This window comes from Gudongella oleilytica (assembly GCF_004101785.1).
In the GTDB taxonomy this organism is placed as follows: Bacteria; Bacillota; Clostridia; order Tissierellales; family Tissierellaceae; genus Gudongella; species Gudongella oleilytica.
This window is the reverse complement of sequence record NZ_CP035130.1, coordinates 2,147,966-2,168,404: the sequence shown is the minus strand read 5'-3', so window position 1 is coordinate 2,168,404 and position 20,439 is coordinate 2,147,966. Positions and strand designations below refer to the sequence as shown.

Below are 20,439 nucleotides of genomic sequence, written 5' to 3'. Positions count from 1 at the left end.
GGAAGGGAATGATGTTATTGAAGCATTTATCAATCAGGTCGGGTCTATTGACTGGTTCAGTCGATGTACCCCCATCAAAGAGTATAGCCCATAGAGCTATAATTGCAGCAGCCTTAGCTGATGGTTATAGTCTTGTTGAGAATTTTATTGTCTCCAGGGATATGGAGGCAACAATAGAGGGTATGAGAAGACTTGGAGCAACGATAAAAATCAATGATGAGGGCGAAAGCCTTGAAATATCGGGTGGGTCAAAAATCAAATCCCCTATCGAGATAGACTGCATAGAGTCAGGTTCAACTCTAAGGTTTCTTATACCCATAGCCTTGGTTAAGAACAGGGAGGCCATATTCAAAGGTCAGGGAAGGCTGGTAGAGAGACCTCTAAGTGAGTATTTGAAGATATTTGAAAGCCAGGGTATCGAGTTTAGCCTTCCGGGGAACAGACTTCCATTGTCAGTAAAGGGTTCACTAAAGTCAGGAGAGTTTAAAGTAAATGGAGGAGTTAGCTCTCAGTTTATAACAGGACTTCTTTTTGCCCTGCCGCTTCTTCATGGAAACTCAAGGATCTTGATTGAAGGTGAGCTTGAATCGCGAGGCTATGTGGATCTCACAATAGATGTATTGAAGGATTTTGGGATTGAGATAAGGAACAAAGCATATAAGGAATTTTTCATACAGGGAGATCAGATATATAGAAGCAGGAGCTTCAGAATAGAAGGAGATTACTCCCAAGCTGCATTTTGGCTTGCTGCAGGAGTTCTGGGAAATGGAATTAGACTTAATGGACTCAATATCCACTCGCTTCAGGGAGATAGGGTAATAGCAGACATACTTAGAGCTATGGGTGGAGATATTATTTCTGGTGATGATTGGATCGAGGCAAAGCCTTCTGTACTTAAAGGGATCAGGATAGACGTTTCACAGTGCCCCGACCTTGTTCCCGTACTCGCTGTGCTTGGAACCTATGCAGAAGGCGTCACGACAATTGAAAATGGAGCAAGGGCAAGGCTAAAGGAGTCAGACAGGCTCCATGCCATAGCAGCAGGGTTGAATAAACTTGGCGGAGATGTGACTGAGACGATAGAGGGTCTTACAGTTCATGGTGCAAGAGAGTTAAGGGGAGGAGTAGTGGACAGCTTTAACGACCACAGAATAGCAATGGCTCTTGCAGTTGCTGCTTCAGGAGCAAGAGGAGAGGTAATCATTAGCGAGAGCGAATCTGTCAAAAAGTCGTATCCCAGATTTTGGGATGATTTTAGTAAGCTGGGAGGTTTAGTATATGAGCGGTAGCTGGGGCAGAAATATTCGAATATCGATATTTGGAGAATCACATGGAGCTGCTGTCGGCATAGTACTTGATGGTATAGAGCCAGGATTTAAGCTCAATATGGAAAAAATCAAACAGCAGATGAGAAGAAGATCTCCTGGATTGGATGAGCTCTCAAGCCCCCGGAAGGAGCAGGATCAGTTTGAACTATTGAGCGGAATATACAATGGAACAACCACTGGTACTCCAATTGGTATTTTGATCAGAAATATTGACCAGCGATCGGAGGATTACGAAAAAGCGGGTCTTATATTCAGACCCTCTCACGCGGACCACACCGGTTGGGTGAAATACAAAGGCTTCAATGACCCAAGGGGAGGAGGTCACTTTTCAGGGAGACTGACTGCAGCGGTTGTCTGTGCAGGAGCAATTGCCATGCAGCTTTTAGAGAAGGAAGATATTCATATCGGTTCACACATACTGAAGGCAGGAAGCGTTGAGTCAGTAAGCACCCTTGACGATCCTCTTTCCATGGAAGAACTTTCAGAGCTAAAAAACTCCGACTTCCCTGTAAGAGATGAAACCATTAGAGATTCCATGGTTGACGAAATAATAAGTGCAAAAGCCGGAGGAGATTCCTTGGGAGGAGTAGTGGAGGTCATCGCTCTTGGACTTTCTTCAGGTATTGGCGATCCGTTCTTCGACTCGGTCGAAAGTGTTCTATCCGGTTTGTTTTTCTCTATTCCTGCCGTTAAAGGTGTTGAGTTCGGAATAGGATTCAAATTTCCCGGGATGAAGGGCTCAGAGGCTAATGATCAACTCAGGATGGAAGGTGGAAGAATAGTCTACAGCTCAAACAATAATGGCGGGATACTTGGAGGGATAACCAATGGCATGCCATTGGTCGCAAGACTTGCGATAAAGCCTACACCATCAATAGCTCTCCCTCAAAGGACAGTATCGTTTGATACAGGGACAGATAAAGAGATTGCGTTAGCGGGCAGACATGACCCTGCAATCATAAGGAGGATCGCTCCTGTTGCAGAGGCTGCAGCAGCACTTGGAATATTAGATATATTGATGGAAAGTAGAAAATGGGACTAGCTCTTTTGCTGGTCCTTATTCATGAGATGGAAAGCATGGTATAATAGTGTTAATAATGATTCGGGGTAAGCACAGTGAATAGATTCGTAAGGATATCCGTAAGAAACCTAATTGAATATGTTCTAAGGTCCGGAGACATCGACAACAGATTTGTGTCCATGTCAAGAGCTGTTGAGGGGACCATGGCTCATCAGAGGGTCCAAAAAGATTATGCCAAAGGGGATCTTAAGGAAGCTGTCCTGAAACACTCAATTGAGTATGGGCAATTTACCTTTCAAATCGAAGGCAGAGCGGACGGGATACTGTTCACAGATGACGGGATAGTAATAGATGAGATAAAAAGTACCACAAGAGATCTCAAGGAGCTTGCAGGTGATATAAACCTTAGACATTGGGCTCAAGGCATATGCTATGGCTATATATACGCATACCAGAACAGTCTGCAATCAATTGGGATCCAGCTGACATATTTCAATCTTGAAACAGAGGATAGAGTTAGCTTTAAGCGTACTATGACCTTCACCGAAGCTGAAGGATTTTTCCTGGATCTTTTGGATAGATTCATTCACTGGGCTGGACTTACCTTTGGTTGGGGAGAAAAAAGAGATTCTTCAATAGCTTCGCTGGAGTTTCCGTTCCCAAGCTACAGAAAAGGGCAAAGAGAGCTTGCGGTTGCAGCTTATAAGACAATCAAGGAGGGGAAAAGCCTTTTTGCGCAGGCGCCAACAGGTATAGGAAAGACAATGTCAACCCTGTACCCGGCACTGAAGGCCATGGGCGAGGGGGTAACAGACAAGATATTCTATTTAACCGCCAAAACCCTGACCAGAGAGGTTCCCCTGTACTCAATGAAGCTTCTAAGCGGGAGAGGACTTAGTGCAAAGTCGCTCATAATAACAGCAAAGGATAAAATATGCCTGAACGATGAAGTGAAGTGCAACCCGAGAGACTGCCCCTATGCAAAGGGTCATTTCGATAGAGTGAACGATGCAATCATTGATTTGTTTGACAAAGAGGACCTGCTTACAAGAGATATTATAGAGAGATACTCACAAAAACATAGGGTATGTCCTTTTGAATATCAGCTTGATATGAGTCTATGGTCTGATGTTATTATTTGTGATTATAACTATGTGTTTGATCCCCAGGTGTATTTAAAGAGATTCTTTGAAATGGAAAAGGGGAACTACGTATTCCTTATCGATGAGGCTCACAATCTGGTGGACAGGTCCAGGGAAATGTTTTCTGCAGATCTTAAGAAAACTCAGTTAGCTGAAATTAAACCATTTGTGAAGGAGAGGTCTCCAAAGCTCTATAAAGCGATCAATGGGATTATAAAAATACTGAATGCACAGAGGGGAAGAGATGGATTCTCTGAGGGCTTCTACCAGAGAGAGGAGCTTTCTGACATCTACTTCCCAATCAAAAAAGCTCTCACTATCATGGAAGGATATCTTACGGAGCAGAGAGATACAGAGGGTTACGACATAGTCCTGCAGCTTTACTTTGATTTGCTTAGCTTCATCAGGATATCAGACCTTTATGGGGAGGATTTTGTAACTACATTCCAAGGGAATTCAAAGGAAGTTCATCTTAGGCTTTTTTGCGTGGATGCCTCAAGACTTCTAAGAAATGGAGTAGCAAGGGGAGGGAGTGCGATTTTCTTCTCAGCGACTTTGACTCCGATGGATTACTTCAAGGAGGTTTTGGGAGGTGATAAGGAGGACTATCACATAAGGCTGACATCGCCCTTCCCAAGGCATAATCTAGGACTTGCAGTCCATGGTGATATCTCAACCCGTTATAGACACAGGGAGGAAACCTATGAGGATATAGCTTTAATGATCCATGAGTTCGTTCAGTCAAGACAAGGCAATTACCTCATATTCTTTCCCTCATATGTTTACATGAACAGGGTTTTTGAATTGTTCTCCATTATGTATCCAGGCCTTAATGCTGTCAGGCAGGAGGGAGGAATGGACGAAGGAGCCAAGGAATCATTTTTGGCAGACTTTCAGCTTGAGGATGATCTGATCGCATTTGCAGTCCTTGGAGGTACTTTTTCAGAAGGAATAGACCTTGCAGGAGACAGACTTATAGGGGCTGTAATAGTAGGAGTAGGATTGCCGCAGATTGGCTTTGAGAGGAACATCATCAAAGATTATTTTGACAGCACCCATGGAGAAGGCTTCAATTACTCCTATGTGTATCCTGGAATGAATAAGGTGCTTCAGGCGGCAGGGCGAGTAATAAGGACTGAAAATGACAGAGGGGCAATCCTTCTTTTAGACGACAGGTATCTGACATCAAGGTATAAATCACTGATGCCTCCTGAGTGGAATGGATTCAGGATCATAAGAGATAGCAGTGATCTTGGGGTATACCTTGAAAATTTTTGGGACGAAAGATGAGTACAGACTTCTTGACATAAAAAAGGATATATGTTATTTTTTAATTAGCACTTGATATTCGAGAGTGCTAATTTTATTTTGAAATGGGAGTGAATGATTGTGGAGAAAAAGCAATTTCAGGCAGAGTCAAAGCGTCTCTTGGATCTGATGATCAACTCGATCTATACCCATAAGGAGATTTTCCTGAGGGAGCTGATCTCAAATGCATCGGATGCGATAGACAAGATTTATTATAAAGCCCTGACCGACGATTCGATCCAGTTCAACAAGGATGATTACTTCATCAAGGTTGAGACTGACGATGAAAACAGGACTCTCAAGATAACCGACACCGGAATAGGTATGACCAGAGAGGAGCTTGAGGATAATCTCGGTACAATAGCAAAAAGTGGCAGCCTTCAATTCAAAAAGGATGTAGAATTGAAGGATGGCTATGATATTATCGGTCAGTTCGGAGTAGGCTTCTATTCTGCTTTCATGGTGGCAGATAAGGTTGAAGTTGTATCCAGAGCATTCGGAGAAGACGAGGCGTGGAGATGGGTTTCAGAAGGAGCGGAGGGCTATACCATAGAACCTTCTGAGAAAGATCAGATTGGTACCGAAATAACCCTTACCCTCAAGAAAAGCAGCGAGGATGAGGACTACGACCAATACCTTGATGAATATACACTAAAGGGCATCATTAAGAAGTACTCTGACTTCATCAGGTATCCTATAAGGATGGAGATATCAGAATACAAGAAAAACGAAGAAACTGATAAATATGAGACCGTTAAGGAAGAAAAGACGATAAACAGCATGATACCCATCTGGAGAAAGAGCAGAAAAGAGCTTAAGGACGAGGATTACGAGAACTTCTATTCCGAGAAGCACTTTGGTTTCGATAAGCCTGCTAAATGGACCCATATAAGCATAGATGGTGCAGTTAGATACGATGCTATCCTCTATATCCCTGAGAAGGCACCCTACGATTACTATACCAGAGAGTACGAAAAGGGTCTGGAGTTATATTCAAGCGGAGTTCTCATAATGAACAAATGCCCTGAGTTGTTGCCTGACTACTTCAGCTTCGTCAAAGGCGTCGTAGATTCAGAGGATCTCTCCCTGAATATATCAAGGGAGATGCTGCAGCACGACAGACAGCTTAAGCTGATGGCAAAGAAAATTGAAGAGAAGATCAAGGACGAGCTTGCTTCGATGCTTAAAAACGAAAGAGAGAAGTATGTAGAATTTTTCAAGACCTTTGGAAAACAGCTCAAATTTGGCATATACTCAGATTTTGGCATGAACAGGGAAAAGCTCGAAGATCTGTTGATGTTCCAATCCTCAAAGGACAAGGAGCTTGTAACCCTTGCAGAGTATGTTGACAGAATGCCAGAGGACCAGCCTTTTATCTATTATGCAGCAGGGGACTCGGTTTCAAGGCTTGAGAAGCTGCCGCAGACTGAGTTGCTTAGGGACAAGGGATATGAGATACTTTACTTTACTGATGAGGTGGATGAATTTGCAATAAGGATGATCCCCAAATATAAGGAAAAGGAATTCAGGAATGTTTCTGGAAGTGACCTTGGACTAAAGGAACAGGAAAAGGAAGTAGTTGAGGATAATGAGAAAGAGCTGTTTGAAAAGATGAAGGATATTCTCGGGGACAAGGTTAAGTCAGTAAGACCCTCAAATAGGCTTAAGAGTCATCCGGTGTGCTTCGCAAGCGAGGGTGAGATATCCATAGAAATGGAGAAGATATTAAGTTCCATGCCAAATGCCGAGGGAGTGCACGCAGACAAGGTACTTGAGCTAAACCAATCACACCCGATATTCGAGAAGCTTAAGAATGCCGAAAAAGATGATCCTGAGAGATTCGCTTTATACACTGAGCTCCTGTACGATCAGGCGAGATTGATCGAGGGACTTCCACTTGAGGATCCGGTTGAATTTGCAAACAGGGTCGCAAAACTGATGTAGTTAATTTGAATAACTTAAGAACTGAGGGATCTTGTAAATGCAATTTTCAAGTATAGCTTGGATATAAGAGCAAGCATCCTCAGTTTTTTTGTTTGTTTCAATATGTCTTGTTTGCTTATTTGTGGTGCTATATACTATATTAAATACGTTGCTGCGGAGGGTTTGATGACAAAAAAAAGAAAAATACTGGTAGTTTTAATTATTATACTGGTTGTACCGATTATTACAATTGGAGTCCTGTATGCAAAATTTGAAAATGATTACAAGGAAGCATCAATAATGTTTGAAGATGGGGATTACACAGGATATTTGAACAATATGGAGCATCTGGATTTTTATATTAAGACCGAAGAAGACAGGAACAGGGTGGACTATGCTACAGCTATGAGGATGCTTGATCTTGGAAAATTTGATGATGCATATGAATTGTTTACTAAAATAAGTAGTTTCAAGGATAGCGAAAATAGAGCCAAAGAGAGCTTGTATTACATGGCACGCGTGCATATTCAAAATTCCAACTGGAATCAGGCTTCTGAAATTTTCGCATTAATTGAAGACTACAATGATAGCAGTGAGCTATTGAAGTATTGCAAGTATAATTACGCTATGGATTTAATCAGATCAAAAAAGCTTACTTCAGCAGTCGATGTACTTAAGACAATACAAGGATATGCTGATTCAGACGAGTATATTCAAAAATGCTTGTATAAAATTGGTGAATTAAGCTACGAGGAAGGAAATTTTGAGGAAGCAAGAAAAATCTTTGAAGGGCTGGGTGACTATGAAAACAGTAGACATATTTTACAGCAAATGATAATCAACGAAAAGCTGTCAATTACCAATACCAACTTTCCAGACCCTGTCGACATACAAGCAATTCCAAAATCTACACAGGATCTGATACAGATCTTAAGGTATATGATCCACAACAATCAGCTTAAATACAGCATAACCTATTACTCGGAAGTCGATACAGATGAGTTGAGTGAGAACCTTTATGAAGCATATCTGTATGTTATAAGCAATTATGTGGAAGAATTCTCACATATTGATTTTTATAATACCGACGTATATCTAAACGATAGCAACAACCAGGTATTAACAATCCGGTTGGGAAACAGCAGCATTGCCAAAATGAAAACACATCTCAAAGAATTCAGATCAGAATCATATGAGATAATCCTGGATTTAATTGAAAGCGGAAAGCTAAAACCAGGCATGTCACAGCGTGATATGGCCAAGGTTTTGTATATCTGGGTCGCACAGAATCTTAGATACGACTATAGCTTCGGAGATGAAAGTTTTTCAGGCTATGGAGCTGTCAATAGTGGGTTGGCAGTATGCAACGGTTATACCGCATTATACAATCAACTTTGCAAAATAGTAGGTATCGATGTGATTGGAGTTCACGGAATAGTAGACCCAAAGTCTGATCAACCTGACCATATTTGGACATATGCAAATCTGGACGGGAATAAAACCTACATAGATGTTACCTGGGGAGATCCCAGTCCGTATGATGATGAGACATATGACCTGGATTATTTCGCAGTAGATGAAAGCTTTATGAGAAAAAGCAGGAGATGGGATGTTGATAAATTTATCCTGGACTAAAATAAGAGAAAAATATTATAAAATTTTAAATTTAGTACTTTACAAAAAGACTTTCACATGGTAGCATATGAAATATCAGTTTAATATGCTAATGTGATGACAGGAAAGAGTAAGCGGCAGGAAGTTTTCAGAGAGTGCATGGATGGTGAAAATGCACAGCGGGCGGCCGAAGAACACATCCTTGAGCAGGTCGGTGAAATCCGTCTGGAAAGTAGCTGGATTCGGGGCTCGCACCCGTTACAGTGCAAGGGTATAGATGATGTGTACCCACAGAGGATGATGTCGCGAGGCGTCGTCGAATAGAGGTGGAACCACGGGAATAGCTCCCGTCCTCTGGCATTCAGGCTGGAGGGCGGGAGTTTTTTAGTCTGAATAGATATTAAACTATTATAAAGGAGTAGATGAAAATGACAATGAAAAAAGGTACGCTGTTGATGGTAGTAGCAATGTTGGTACTTGCGATTCTGGTAACAGGGTGTGCTCCTAATACACCTGCTGCAGAGACCAAGGTACTTGTCGTGGGTCTTGACGATACCTTTGCGCCGATGGGCTTCAGAAATGAAAAGAATGAGATAGTTGGATTTGACGTTGACCTGGCACTGGAAGTTGCAGCGAGAAACGGCTGGGAGATCCAGTTCCAACCAATAGATTGGGCAATGAAGGAAACTGAGCTAAACGCAGGAAACATAGACATGATCTGGAATGGCTATACAATAACTGAAGAAAGGAAAGAAAAGGTAAACTTCTCCGACCCATATCTGGCTAATGCGCAAATCATAGTCACCATGGCTGGTTCTGACATCGAAACACTGGCAGATCTTGCCGGAAGAGCAGTAGCAACTCAGGCAGAATCAAGCTCACTGGATGCAGCCAGAGCCAAGGCAGGCTTTGTTGAAAGCCTGAAGGATGGAAAACTTATCGAGTACGCAACATTTAACGAGGTATTCAATGACCTTGAGTCTGGAAGAACTGAAGCAATAATTGTTGACGAGGTTTTAGCAAGATACTACATGAATAACAAGGGCGGAGACGCTTATAAAGTTCTTGAGGAGAACCTGGGGCCAGAGGAGTTCGGTGTAGGAGTAAGAAAGGACGATACAGAGCTTTTGGATGCTCTTAATGCTGCCTTGAATGAAATGAAGGAAGATGGAACCTACGATGAGATATATGGGAAGTGGTTCGCAAAATAAAGTAGTAAAATGAAAGGTAAAGGATGTTGTTGATGAAGGTCTTTGAAATGCTTGTTCCAATGACAATTGAAGGACTAAAGGTCACACTGGGCGTTTTCGCCGTCACCTTAGTCTTTTCCCTTCCCCTTGCAGTATTGGTGGCCCTGTTGAGGCGTTCAGGCAACAGGGCTGTTTCTGCTGTTACGGGAGGTTATATATATGTTATGAGGGGCACTCCCCTTTTGCTTCAGCTGATGTTCATTTTCTTCGGATTTCACTTTGTGCCGGTAATCGGATATGCCTTCAGTAGATTCCAGGCGATTTATATCGCCTTTATTCTGAATTACACTGCATATTTCGCTGAGATATTCAGAGGTGGTATAAATGCGATCGATATTGGACAATACGAAGCGGCGAAAGTGCTGGGGATGAGCAAAACGTTCGCATTTATTAAGATAATATTGCCTCAGGTTGTAAAAAATGTGCTTCCTGCAGTTGGGAATGAGGTTATTACCCTTGTTAAGGACACGTCGCTGGTTTATATACTTGGGGCAAGCGACATTCTCAAGGCTGCAAAGTCGGTTTCAAACACCTACTCGACCTTTACGCCCTATATAATAGTAGCTTTGGTTTATCTGGCAATAATTGCAGTGTTGACCAAGCTGCTCTCCGGTGTTGAGAAGCGCTACAATTATTATAGATAGGAGGCCGCTATGAGTGTTATAGTTGAAAACATAAGCAAGGCCTTCGGTGATGTGAAGGTATTTGAAAACATATCCTTTAAGGTTGAGCCAGGAGAGATAGTTTGTATCAAGGGTAAATCCGGAGAGGGGAAGACGACTCTTCTCAGGTGTCTCAATCATCTTGAGACAGTCGACGAAGGCAGGATAATTATCGATGGCTTGGATCTTACTAATGTAAAGGACAGCAGACTGGTGGGCCAAAAGATTGGTCTGGTATTCCAGAGCTACAACCTATTTCCTCACTTAAGTGTGATGGAAAACCTCGCTCTTGCACCAAAATACCTTAAGACCGGAACAGATGAGGAGATAATAAACAGAGGCAGGGAGCTTTTAAAGACTCTTGAGATTCTTGATAAGGAGGATGTGTATCCATATCAGCTTTCCGGAGGTCAAAAACAAAGAGTGGCTATCGCCAGAGCCTGTATGCTGAATCCTTCTGTGCTGTGCTTTGATGAACCTACCTCAGCCTTGGATGCTGAGACAACAAAGCAGATATCCAGTGTCATAAGAAAGCTGGCAGCAACCGGGATGTCGATCCTAATAGTGACTCACGACGAGCAGTTTGTTGATGAGATAGCAGAAAGGATCATTAAAATGTCAAACGGAAAAATTGAAGAGATAAAGAAATAAAGCAGGAGGAACCGAATCGCCCTTCTGCTTTTTACCTACTGGTTTTAATCATCGTTCTGTCGCAAACAGGATTCCCTTCCTCAGCTCATCCAAATCAACATGCCTTAATATCACAGCATATTCTCCCATTGATGGAGCAAACAGGGGAGGATTTGGTGCGCTGTAAACGACCATAGCGCCTAAGGCCGATCTATTATCCTCCATAGTATGGATTGGTGGGACCGGGTGTATCTTCAAACCGACAAATGCACTGTAATAAGGTCGTTCTATTATTTTCTCAGTGGCCTTTCCTGCGACGGTCAAGGCGTATTGTTTGTAGATGTCAGAATCAGAAGCGAAGTTGGAGGCATCCAGACAAAGACCTCCAGGTGGTCTTGCATTGATCTCCAAGGCCATTAAACTTCCGTCCTTCAACCTGAAAAACTCCAGATGGAAGAATCGCTCCTTCAAACCAAAGGCTTTTATAGCATTAGAGCCGATTTCATCCAGATCTTTGGGTATAGTCTTTTCGACAATAAATATACTGTCAAGATTTTCGTTGACCGTTTCCATCAGTCCGGCTGAATAGCTCATCGATGATGTTTGTACTATTTCACCAGCAGCATCCGTAAACCCATCAAAGGTAACGATTTTTCCTTCGATATATTCTTCGAATATGTAGTCCATGTCAGGTTTATCCTTGAAAAATTCCTTAAGCTGTGATTCATCGTCAATTTTATAAGTTTGTGAAGCACCTACCCCTGAATCGGGCTTTGCAACCATCGGATATCCAACCTCGATCGCCAGGTCTTTTCCTTCTTCAAAATTTCCTATGACTCTGCCTCTCGCTACTGCTATGCCGGATGACCTAAAAACATCCTTCATCTTTGACTTGCTTTTAACTGTATCGGTATCTTCAGGCTTTAATCCAAAAACATTGAAATCCTTCCTCAGCTTGGCATCCTGAAGGAGCCAGTGTTCGTTATGTGATTCTATCCTATCGAGCTTTCCATACCTAAATGTCAGAAATGCACAGGCCTTGAGCATCTGATCGTAGTTGCCCATGTCATCTACCTTATAGTATTCTGTCAGCGAGTTCTTAAGCTCTTGATCCAATGAGTCGTAGGAGTCTGAACCGATCCCAAGAACAGTTATCCCTTCATCTCTGAGTCTTAGGGCAAATTGTTTGAAGTTAGGTGGGAAATTAGGTGATATAAGAACGTAGTTCATATGAGCCCTCCTCACACATCTATATATTATTTTTGGTTCCATTTTTAATTGAGGTATCCCAATGCTAAAGTAGAATTAGAATGATTAGCAAAGGATGATTCTTGGCCTCCTTGCAAAACCTTTTGGTTATTGACATTATACCAATAAAATGCCGGTTACAATCATCCTCTTTCAATTGCTGTCAGTCCTGTTCTTACAATCTCTAAGATTCCAAATGGCTTCATCAATTCAATGAATGCATTATTTTTATCCTCATCCCCTGTGACCTCAACGGTTATGCTTTTCGGTGCTATATCTACTGTCTTTCCCTTGAAAACATTTGCCAGTTGGATTATCTCAGATCTGTTTTCGTTTGTGGAAGATATTCTTAGGAACATAAGCTCTCTCAGGATAGACTTTTTACATGTCAGGTCAGTGATCTTGATAACATTGATCAGCTTATTCAACTGTTTAGTGATCTGTTCCAGTACTTCCTCGTCTCCTGTAACGGTTACAGTTATCCTTGAAACATTTGGGTCCATCGTCTCAGCAACATTCAGGGTATCAATATTGTAGCCTCTTCTTGTGAAGAGTCCAGCCACCTTGCTAAGTGTACCAGCATAGTTTTCAACCGTAATGGATAGAACGTGTCTGTCCTTATTCATTATCTCCACCTCCAGTGTGCAAGTGTTGGGAAATCGGGATTTACCCTGCACTGAATTAAACACGGCTCATTTGTTTCGTATGCTTTCTCAAGTACTTCATCAATCTGAGAATCCTCCTCAATCAAATACCCCTTGATGTTATAAGCCTCTGCCAGCTTCATGTAATCAGGATTAAAACCAATATCGATCCCATAATAGCTTTCATTGCCATAGGCATTCAATTGAAGCTCACGAACCATACCGAGTCGTTCATTCGTTATGATCACTACCTTTATATCCAGATCATGCTCCCTGACTAGAGCCAGTTCACCCATGAGCATCTGGAATCCTCCCTCTCCCATAACAGCAGTAACTGTGGTATCATTATCTGCTGCCATTCTTGCACCTATAGCAGCCGGAAGACTATACCCCATCGTTCCCAATCCACCCGATGTAAAATACCTCCTGCTCTCATCTGCAAGAAAATAATGAGCTGTCCATATTTGATTCTGCCCTACATCAGAAGTTACAACAGCTTTCCTGCCTGTTTTATCAGAAATTGATTTTATTAATTTACAAGGGTTTGCTCCCTGGACATCCCATTCTCTATTAAGGTTTTCCTCCATGTACCTCTTCCTCTCCAGCATTATCCCGCCTGTCCAGGAGGATATTTCCGAAGTATAGTCATATGTATTCAATTGCCGAAGAATTGCTCCCGCATCACCAACAACTGGTGTATGAGTCTTTACATTTTTCCCTATTTCAGCAGGGTCTATGTCTATATGGATAACATACTGTGAAGCATTCTTATCAGATATGACTGCAGTGGATCTGTCCGCAAATCTCGCTCCGATAACTATGATCAAATCAGCTTTATTCATAGCTTTGTTTACAAACGGATATCCATGTGAGCCCAGTAAGCCTGCAAAATATGGATTGCCGTTTGGGAAGCCGTCAACTCCCATAAGCGTACATACTACAGGCATCTTGGCTTTTTCTACAAATTCAACCAGCTCCTTGTTGCAACCAGAGGAGCTGATACCTCCTCCAAGGCACAATATTGGCTGACGGGCATTATTTATCTGTTCCACAATCCTTGTGATTTGTTTGGAATGGCCTGATATAGTCGGCTTATATCCTCTGATGTCAACCTCTGAAGGATAGATGAATTCTATTTCCTCATCCTGGATATCCTTAGGGATATCGATAAGCACTGGACCCTTTCTCCCGGTATTTGCTATGTGGAAAGCCTCCTTGATGATCCTCGGCAGATCCTTTGCATTCTTAACAAGGTAATTGTGCTTGGTAAAAGACTCCGAAGCGCCTACAACATCTGCCTCCTGGAACATATCGGTCCCAATTTTCTTTGAATTGACCTGCCCGGTTATAGCTATAAGAGGTATGGAATCCATGTGTGCTGTAGCAAGCCCTGTAAGCAGGTTGGTAGCACCAGGGCCTGAGGTTGCTATGCATACTCCAACTTTATTATTTACACGCCCATATCCACTTGCCATATGGGCAGCTGACTGCTCCTGTCGTACCAATACATGCTTCATATCAAGCTTTCTCATCGCTTCATATAGAGGAAGCACCGCTCCTCCAGGATATCCATATACCGTATTTACACCCTCCAGTTGCAGACATTTGATTATCGCTTCGGCTGCTTTCATATGCGACTACCTCTCTCCATTTTAATTTAACGCTTTGATACAATAAACCATAGATAAAATTTTCTTATCATTGTATCATGCAATGTATAAATAAAGCAATATGATTCTGAATTTTCAACATAATCATCATAATAGTATGGTAAAATATTATTCAGGAGCATCACTATTATTGTAAAAAGAACATTCAAGAACGAAGGGTTAATATGGAAACGAAACATATAATAAAGTTATATAAATCATTTCATAGATCAGAGTTTGAGGAATACTTTCAACAGCTCGGCAGAGAGACCGGAAAGGATGAATACTCTGGTGAGGGCTGGAGAGCAAAGGTAGGAGATGAGGCTGAAACATGGTTAGGTTCTTTTAAAATGAACCAGATCAGGATAGATCTCTGGTTGAGAGAGGATATAGAAGGGGAATTTCTCGATTCTATTAGGATCAAATTCCTAAGAGGCGGAGGATAAAGCCATTTTTGCGTACTATATAGGACTACGGGGTATAATTTTGTAAACGCAGTGATCAGATAACCGTGACTTTTCTGGGGGGAATGATTGTGAGTGAAGGTAAAGGAAATTCTGGTAAATTGAGTATGGAGGAATTATCACTGTTTTCCTATCAACTGTCAGTGATAATGAAGTCAGGAGTACCATATCTGGAAGGGCTGGAGATAATGAAGGATGAGCTTGAAAATGGCAGGCTCAAGTCTCTTTCTGCGGGGATCTATGAGGATGTAAAGGCTGGGAAAAAGCTTTATGAATCCCTGCGAAGTAAAGATATGTTCCCTGGTTATTTTATTCAGATGACTGAAATAGCGGAGAAGACAGGAATGCTCGATTTGGAGATGGAAAGGCTCAGCAGATTTTACGAGAAGCAGGAGGCTATACAGTATAAGGTCAGGAGTGCTCTTGTTTATCCTGTTATCCTGTTTGTCCTTATGTCAGCTGTCCTCATGCTTCTTGTGCTTAAAGTATTCCCGGTATTTCAGGATGTTCTCTCTTCACTTGGAGGCAATCTGCCTGAGTCATCAAAGATACTTCTAAGCACCGCAAAAAGCCTCCAGAGTGCAGCTATCTGGATCATGATGATATTAGGTGCAGTTGTGGCTGGACTGTTTATTTATTCCAGAAGCAGCAAGGGTGGAGCAAAACTTGATTCCTTCCTTCTTGGATCCAGATTGTTTGGAGGCCTTTATAAACGTCTGATCACACTCAGGTTTTCTCAGGGTATGAGCATGATGGTGAAAGCAGGGATACCATTTGAAGAAGCTGTGGGTATGTCCGCACCTCTTACAGACAATAAATTCGCTGTTGAGAGGCTGAGAGAAGTTCAAGGAAGGCTATTAAATGGTGAATCCATACCCGATGCTATGCAGTCAGCTGGTATATTCCCTTCACTTTTCAATCAAATGATAAGAGTTGGAGTGAAATCAGGTCAGGTTGATTCCACATTGGAAAAGCTTTCTGAAATATATGAGGTGGAGCTAGAAAGATCAGCAAATAGATTAGCATCATCAATTGAACCGACACTTGTAATAATACTATCAGTTGTCGTTGGCATTGTTTTGCTCACTGTAATGCTGCCGATGATCCAGATAATGTCATCTATCGGATAGCTCCATGGAGGTGGAGATATGAAGAAGCTTCTAAGGCCCCTGGGAGGACAGGGAGTTGTTTTGATAATAGTTTCGATAGTAATTATGATCGCTGCTTACAGTGCAGTTTCAACAGTTTCTCAAAACAGCAGCGAGAATTCAATAGAAGCTTTAGAGGAGGAATTGATGAGGGCTTCAGTTCAGTGCTATGCTCTCGAGGGGGGATACCCTCCTTCATTGGAATATTTAAGCGACAATTATGGAGTAATTTTGGACCTGGATACATATTATTACCATTATGATATTCAGGGTTCGAATATAGCCCCACAAATAAAGGTGATCAAAAGGTAGGTGCAATAATGAGAAAAAGGAAGGGAAGAGCTTCTACGGAATTAATACTGGCGATGGTGCTGCTTATCCTTTTTTCAGCAGCTACACTAACGCTGGTCTCCATTGGTACGGATGTTTACACGTCGACAACCAGGGTGAGCGATGCTAATTCTAGTCTCAGGGTGGCTGCATCCTACATCTATACCAGGGCAAGGCAGTCTATGGAAGCTGGTGCCATAAGAGTAGCGGTATACGATTCAATCGATGGAGACTGTCTCGTAATGCGCCAAAGTATAGAAGGTGCACCCTATGAGACGGTAATTTTTATACATGAAGGGTTTTTAAAGGAAGCACTTATTCCAATGGGGGGACAGCCTGAACCTGATTCCAGCTTTGAGATAGTGGAGCTATCAGGGTTTATGCTTGAGGAGGATGACAGTGGGATCCAGTTTAATGTTATTTTGGAAACTGATAAGCAAAATTCAGCAATTGAAGGGTATTTATCCAAGCTGTAGGCCGGGGAGAGGTTAGGATGAATTGGTTTATTAGGAAAGCTGAAAAGAAAAGAGGCTTCACAATAGTTGAGTTGATAATATCCGTAGGAACCCTGGCAATCGCCGGAACAATTATGATCCAGCTGTTTATGGGAGCGAAGGACATAGCTCTGCGTGCAGAGGAGCTTGACAGAAGTGTATTCCTTTCGACGAGGATTATTGAATCTATAAAGTCAGAGCAGTGGGATGAAGAGCCATTGAATAAAATGTACACTGAGTATGCTGTGATATATGGAAATAAGCTTAAAAAAACCGGCTACTACAATCAAGAATGGGAAGAGGTTGAAGAGGATAGTGAGGATATACTCTTCGTATCGACTCTATCCATGGAAAGCGAAGATATCGTAGAAGAAGATAAGTCCCTTTATGAACTAAAGCTCCAAATTCGAAGGCTTAAACCATACTTCAAGGGAAAGGAAGCAGAGCCGATTCTAAATTCGGTGAAAACGATGGTATATATCCGGACTCCTCTGGAGGTGATCGAACCATGATGCTTAGAAACAGAAGAGGCAGCTCAAGCGTTCTTGTGATTTTAACCTTCCTTCTTCTCATGGTGTTCAGCATTCTTGCGATATCATCATCGTATGCCGATTACAGACTGGCAGAGAAGAATGCAGATTGGACCAGGGAGTATTATTTGTTGGAGGGTGAAGCATCAGAATTCATCAGCTCAATAAACAAAGTCCTTGAGGGAAATAGTGGCATCGGGCTGGAGGATTCAATTAGAATCATACAGTCGACACACACTGAGGCAGAGATCCAGGACTATCCTGAGCTTATTGAGATATCAAGGATACTTAAAAATGATTCAGGAAGTGAGCTTCTGCTTAAGATGGAGATATATAGGATAGCGCCAGATCAGGCTATAGTAAGTGCTGTTAAGATTTTACCTGAAGATTTCGAATACGATGAAAGCATTGAATTTGAGGATGTGGAGGTAATCGAGGATGATTGATTCGAATCAGCTCCTTGAGAGAGCGGTAGAAATGAAGGCATCAGATATTTTCATAACAGTCGGCGTACCTCCAACATTTAAAATTGACGGGAAGCTCGTTCCCCTGGACCATCCTGTTTTAAATCCTGAGGATACTGAGGAGTTCGCCAAGAGCCTTTTTAAAAGGGAGGAGCATTACAAGGAATTTCTTGAGAACGGAGACAAGGATTTTTCAGTATCTCTTAAAGGAGTTGGGAGGTACAGGGTAGTAGTGTACAACCAGAGGGGCTCATTTGCCGTAGCCATAAGAGTTCTGAGCTTTATCCAGGATGAACCCGAGGATTTAAGGATACCACAATCGGTCCTTAATTTCCATAAACGTACAAAGGGGCTTGTATTGATCACAGGTCCGACAGGTAGCGGGAAATCAACTACACTGTCAAAAATCATCGATCTGATTAACAGAAATAGATCCTGTCACATAATTACACTTGAGGATCCAATCGAGTATCTGCATAAGCATAACAAGAGCATAGTTGACCAGCGTGAGATAGGTCTTGATGCTAAGAGCTACAGCCAGGCTCTAAGATCTGCCATGAGACAGGCACCAGATGTTATCCTCATTGGCGAGATGAGAGACCATGAGACCATAGCGGCTGCACTTACAGCTGCTGAGACTGGGCACCTGGTATTCTCAACGCTCCATACCCTTGGAGCAGCAAAGACCATAGACAGGATCGTCGACATATTTCCCGCTAATCAACAGCAGCAGGTAAGAGTTCAGCTTTCCACTGTACTCCAGGGTGTGGTATCCCAGCAGCTGATACCTTCAGAAAAGCTTGGAAGAGTGCCAGCCTTTGAGATAATGCTTGCGAATCCCGCTATAAGGAACCTTATCAGGGAAGGGAAAGTGCCCCAAATAGATGCTGCGATACAAACAGGAAGATCAGACGGTATGACAAGCATGGATCTAAGCCTTGCCCAGTTATGTAATGAGGGTTATATATCCAGAGATGATGCTATTCAATATAGCTTCAATCTGGACGTTCTATCCAGATACCTTAAGGAGGAATAGAACAGACCTCACTGAATTTACAATGGGGTGTTTTCATGAAAAGACTTTTTGGAATAGCTTTAATATTGGTGTTTATATTAGTACCGGCTGTAGCAAATGCAAGCTCGACGGTATTAAATCTTGACGGGACTCAGAGTGGCTGGGCTGAAAGTGAGCTTAGACAAGCATTCGCATATGGGCTTACTTACTCAGGTGTCATGAGCAATTATAAAAGGGATATCACCAGGGAGGAATTTTCCTCCCTTGCAGTCAAGCTCTACGAAGGACTGACTGGAAATAAGGCTTTGGCAGGGGCTAATCCCTTTAGTGACACTAAGAACACTGAGGTTTTAAAAGCGTATAGGCTGCAGATAATAAATGGGAAATCCCCCACAAGCTTTTATCCCTATGACAAGATAACTAGGCAGGAGATAGCCGTTATGATCACAAGGACCTTGAATGCCTCCGGCATCAGCACTAAGGTCACCAGTTCTTCCTTTCCTTTTACTGATAAGGGTCAGGTGTCCTCATGGGCTCTCGATGCTATGCAGTTCGTATATTCCAATGGAATAATGAAGGGGATAGATTCAAGCAGGATAGGACCACTTCAGAACACAAGCAGAGAGCAGGCTATAGTCTTAATGAAAAGGACGTACGAAAAGTACAAGGGCATAACTGCTGTAGTCCAGCCTCAACCATTGCCGATCCAGCCTTCTCCAACACAAACGGTAACAACAGTCCAGGGAACCGGAGCATATATAGACACGAGCCAAAAGGACAAGGGTCTTGTCAGAGCAGGCTACAAGGGCAGCGGCACAGAGAAGCTAAAGGTTATGGTCGCAAAAGGAGATACAAAATATTACTATCCTCTAAAGCCGGATGGAGTTATCCATGGTTTTCCATTACAACTTGGAAATGGAGAGTATAAGGTCAGCGTTTTAAATAATATATCAGGGAACCAATATGGTTATGTAAAGACGGAGACCTTAAGCATAAACCTTAAGGATCCAAATATAGTTTATTTGAACTCCATTCAAACTATAACCTGGACGCCTGATAGCGCTGCAGCCAGGAAAAACCTTCAGTTGGTCGGAAACCTAACGGACACGACAGGAAGGATAAACGCCAGCTATGACTTCATAGTGAAGAATGTAACCTACAACTACGATAAAATCAATGGTTTGACTACAGACTATACACCGAATCCGGATGAAACCTTGAGAGTTCTCAACGGCATTTGCTACGATTACTCCTCGCTATTTGCTGCTATGAAGAGAAGCGAGGGTATTCCTATAAAGCTTGTTAAGGGATATAACAGGTATACGGATGTTTATCATGCATGGAATGAGGTCTTTATAAACAACAAGTGGGTAGTGGTGGACACGACCTTCGATTCTGTTTATTACAGCAACAAACAGGAGTATACGTTCCAGAAGAACAGCAGCGATTACACCAAGGTATACGAATATTGATACTTTGTAAAAACGGTTGAACAACTGAAATATATTCTATATAATAGTAACAGTCAAAAAGGGGAGACACGAAGGTCTTCCCTTGATTTATTAGGAGGAGTAG

At 42.2% G+C, this 20,439-nt stretch carries 19 protein-coding genes and 1 other annotated feature; of the genes, 16 read left to right on the top strand and 3 right to left on the bottom strand.

The genetic code is table 11. The features are described 5' to 3' along the window. Positions 1–8 precede the first annotated feature (8 nt). From aroA to EC328_RS10455, 8 genes are all read left to right on the top strand, one after another. Positions 9–1,289 (top strand): 3-phosphoshikimate 1-carboxyvinyltransferase, encoded by a 1,281-nt coding sequence (gene aroA, locus EC328_RS10490; protein WP_240671488.1) that lies wholly within the window; start codon positions 9–11, stop codon positions 1,287–1,289. Continuing rightward, positions 1,279–2,370 (top strand): chorismate synthase, encoded by a 1,092-nt coding sequence (aroC, locus tag EC328_RS10485; RefSeq protein ID WP_128426740.1) that lies wholly within the window; start codon positions 1,279–1,281, stop codon positions 2,368–2,370. The genes aroA and aroC overlap by 11 nt, the downstream gene beginning before the upstream one ends. Before the next feature lie 74 nt (positions 2,371–2,444). Continuing rightward, positions 2,445–4,781 carry an ATP-dependent DNA helicase gene (locus EC328_RS10480; protein ID WP_206363863.1) on the top strand — a complete coding sequence of 779 codons (2,337 nt, stop codon included), beginning with the start codon at positions 2,445–2,447 and terminating at the stop codon, positions 4,779–4,781. A 93-nt stretch (positions 4,782–4,874) separates the two neighbouring features. After that, positions 4,875–6,743 carry a molecular chaperone HtpG gene (gene htpG, locus EC328_RS10475; RefSeq protein ID WP_206363862.1) on the top strand — a complete coding sequence of 623 codons (1,869 nt, stop codon included), beginning with the start codon at positions 4,875–4,877 and terminating at the stop codon, positions 6,741–6,743. Positions 6,744–6,908: 165 nt separating this feature from the next. After that, on the top strand, positions 6,909–8,357 hold the full coding sequence (locus tag EC328_RS10470) for a transglutaminase domain-containing protein (RefSeq protein ID WP_164906105.1): 1,449 nt from the start codon (positions 6,909–6,911) through the stop codon (positions 8,355–8,357). An 87-nt stretch (positions 8,358–8,444) separates the two neighbouring features. After that, positions 8,445–8,694, top strand: a binding site (T-box leader). Between the two features lie 70 nt (positions 8,695–8,764). Then, a complete protein-coding gene (locus EC328_RS10465; protein WP_240671487.1) occupies positions 8,765–9,547 on the top strand; it encodes an amino acid ABC transporter substrate-binding protein in 783 nt (260 codons plus the stop codon). A gap of 32 nt (positions 9,548–9,579) precedes the next feature. Beyond that, positions 9,580–10,230, top strand: a complete 651-nt coding sequence (locus tag EC328_RS10460) for an amino acid ABC transporter permease (protein ID WP_128426737.1) — start codon at positions 9,580–9,582, stop codon at positions 10,228–10,230. Positions 10,231–10,239: 9 nt separating this feature from the next. Further along, positions 10,240–10,899: an amino acid ABC transporter ATP-binding protein gene (locus EC328_RS10455; protein WP_128426736.1), complete on the top strand. Its 660-nt coding sequence runs from the start codon at positions 10,240–10,242 to the stop codon at positions 10,897–10,899. Between the two features lie 48 nt (positions 10,900–10,947). Here the strand turns inward: EC328_RS10455 and EC328_RS10450 are convergent, their stop codons facing one another. The 3 genes from EC328_RS10450 to ilvB all read right to left on the bottom strand — a co-directional run bounded on the left by EC328_RS10450 (position 10,948) and on the right by ilvB (position 14,401). Further along, on the bottom strand, positions 10,948–12,108 hold the full coding sequence (locus tag EC328_RS10450; protein ID WP_164906104.1) for an ATP-grasp domain-containing protein: 1,161 nt from the start codon (positions 12,106–12,108) through the stop codon (positions 10,948–10,950). Positions 12,109–12,269: 161 nt separating this feature from the next. Next, positions 12,270–12,752 (bottom strand): acetolactate synthase small subunit, encoded by a 483-nt coding sequence (gene ilvN / locus EC328_RS10445; protein ID WP_128426734.1) that lies wholly within the window; start codon positions 12,750–12,752, stop codon positions 12,270–12,272. Further along, on the bottom strand, positions 12,752–14,401 hold the full coding sequence (ilvB, locus tag EC328_RS10440; protein WP_128426733.1) for a biosynthetic-type acetolactate synthase large subunit: 1,650 nt from the start codon (positions 14,399–14,401) through the stop codon (positions 12,752–12,754). The genes ilvN and ilvB overlap by 1 nt, the downstream gene beginning before the upstream one ends. A gap of 203 nt (positions 14,402–14,604) precedes the next feature. On the opposite strand from ilvB, the gene EC328_RS10435 reads away from it, so the two are divergent. The 8 genes from EC328_RS10435 (at position 14,605) to EC328_RS10400 (ending at position 20,336) form a co-directional block, all read left to right on the top strand. Next, on the top strand, positions 14,605–14,865 hold the full coding sequence (locus EC328_RS10435) for a MoaD-like domain-containing protein (protein ID WP_128426732.1): 261 nt from the start codon (positions 14,605–14,607) through the stop codon (positions 14,863–14,865). A gap of 89 nt (positions 14,866–14,954) precedes the next feature. Further along, entirely contained in the window at positions 14,955–16,013 is a 1,059-nt protein-coding gene (locus EC328_RS10430) for a type II secretion system F family protein (protein WP_164906103.1), read from the top strand. An 18-nt stretch (positions 16,014–16,031) separates the two neighbouring features. Next, positions 16,032–16,343, top strand: a complete 312-nt coding sequence (locus EC328_RS10425) for a hypothetical protein (RefSeq protein WP_128426730.1) — start codon at positions 16,032–16,034, stop codon at positions 16,341–16,343. 8 nt (positions 16,344–16,351) lie between these two features. Continuing rightward, positions 16,352–16,837, top strand: coding sequence for a DUF4860 domain-containing protein (locus tag EC328_RS10420; protein ID WP_128426729.1), 486 nt, complete (start codon positions 16,352–16,354; stop codon positions 16,835–16,837). A 17-nt stretch (positions 16,838–16,854) separates the two neighbouring features. Then, positions 16,855–17,367 carry a type II secretion system protein gene (locus EC328_RS10415; RefSeq protein WP_128426728.1) on the top strand — a complete coding sequence of 171 codons (513 nt, stop codon included), beginning with the start codon at positions 16,855–16,857 and terminating at the stop codon, positions 17,365–17,367. Beyond that, the gene (locus EC328_RS10410) at positions 17,364–17,831 is read left to right on the top strand and encodes a hypothetical protein (protein WP_128426727.1); all 468 of its coding nucleotides are present in this window, start codon (positions 17,364–17,366) and stop codon (positions 17,829–17,831) included. The genes EC328_RS10415 and EC328_RS10410 overlap by 4 nt, the downstream gene beginning before the upstream one ends. Continuing rightward, complete coding sequence (locus EC328_RS10405; protein WP_128426726.1) at positions 17,824–18,885, top strand: type IV pilus twitching motility protein PilT; 1,062 nt, start codon at positions 17,824–17,826, stop codon at positions 18,883–18,885. The genes EC328_RS10410 and EC328_RS10405 overlap by 8 nt, the downstream gene beginning before the upstream one ends. Before the next feature lie 35 nt (positions 18,886–18,920). Then, positions 18,921–20,336: a transglutaminase domain-containing protein gene (locus EC328_RS10400; protein WP_128426725.1), complete on the top strand. Its 1,416-nt coding sequence runs from the start codon at positions 18,921–18,923 to the stop codon at positions 20,334–20,336. Positions 20,337–20,439 lie beyond the last annotated feature (103 nt).

What these genes read in the sequence shown, in the direction of transcription:
- EC328_RS10410 (WP_128426727.1), top strand. Translation starts at nt 17,364, where the DNA reads ATGATGCTTAGAAACAGAAGAGGCAGCTCAAGCGTTCTTGTGATTTTA.
- aroA (WP_240671488.1), top strand. Translation starts at nt 9, where the DNA reads ATGATGTTATTGAAGCATTTATCAATCAGGTCGGGTCTATTGACTGGT.
- EC328_RS10460 (WP_128426737.1), top strand. Translation starts at nt 9,580, where the DNA reads ATGAAGGTCTTTGAAATGCTTGTTCCAATGACAATTGAAGGACTAAAG.
- EC328_RS10415 (WP_128426728.1), top strand. Translation starts at nt 16,855, where the DNA reads ATGAATTGGTTTATTAGGAAAGCTGAAAAGAAAAGAGGCTTCACAATA.
- ilvB (WP_128426733.1), bottom strand. Translation starts at nt 14,401, where the DNA reads ATGAAAGCAGCCGAAGCGATAATCAAATGTCTGCAACTGGAGGGTGTA.
- aroC (WP_128426740.1), top strand. Translation starts at nt 1,279, where the DNA reads ATGAGCGGTAGCTGGGGCAGAAATATTCGAATATCGATATTTGGAGAA.
- EC328_RS10470 (WP_164906105.1), top strand. Translation starts at nt 6,909, where the DNA reads ATGACAAAAAAAAGAAAAATACTGGTAGTTTTAATTATTATACTGGTT.
- EC328_RS10465 (WP_240671487.1), top strand. Translation starts at nt 8,765, where the DNA reads ATGACAATGAAAAAAGGTACGCTGTTGATGGTAGTAGCAATGTTGGTA.
- htpG (WP_206363862.1), top strand. Translation starts at nt 4,875, where the DNA reads ATGATTGTGGAGAAAAAGCAATTTCAGGCAGAGTCAAAGCGTCTCTTG.
- EC328_RS10435 (WP_128426732.1), top strand. Translation starts at nt 14,605, where the DNA reads ATGGAAACGAAACATATAATAAAGTTATATAAATCATTTCATAGATCA.
- EC328_RS10450 (WP_164906104.1), bottom strand. Translation starts at nt 12,108, where the DNA reads ATGAACTACGTTCTTATATCACCTAATTTCCCACCTAACTTCAAACAA.
- EC328_RS10425 (WP_128426730.1), top strand. Translation starts at nt 16,032, where the DNA reads ATGAAGAAGCTTCTAAGGCCCCTGGGAGGACAGGGAGTTGTTTTGATA.
- ilvN (WP_128426734.1), bottom strand. Translation starts at nt 12,752, where the DNA reads ATGAATAAGGACAGACACGTTCTATCCATTACGGTTGAAAACTATGCT.
- EC328_RS10455 (WP_128426736.1), top strand. Translation starts at nt 10,240, where the DNA reads ATGAGTGTTATAGTTGAAAACATAAGCAAGGCCTTCGGTGATGTGAAG.
- EC328_RS10405 (WP_128426726.1), top strand. Translation starts at nt 17,824, where the DNA reads ATGATTGATTCGAATCAGCTCCTTGAGAGAGCGGTAGAAATGAAGGCA.
- EC328_RS10400 (WP_128426725.1), top strand. Translation starts at nt 18,921, where the DNA reads ATGAAAAGACTTTTTGGAATAGCTTTAATATTGGTGTTTATATTAGTA.
- EC328_RS10420 (WP_128426729.1), top strand. Translation starts at nt 16,352, where the DNA reads ATGAGAAAAAGGAAGGGAAGAGCTTCTACGGAATTAATACTGGCGATG.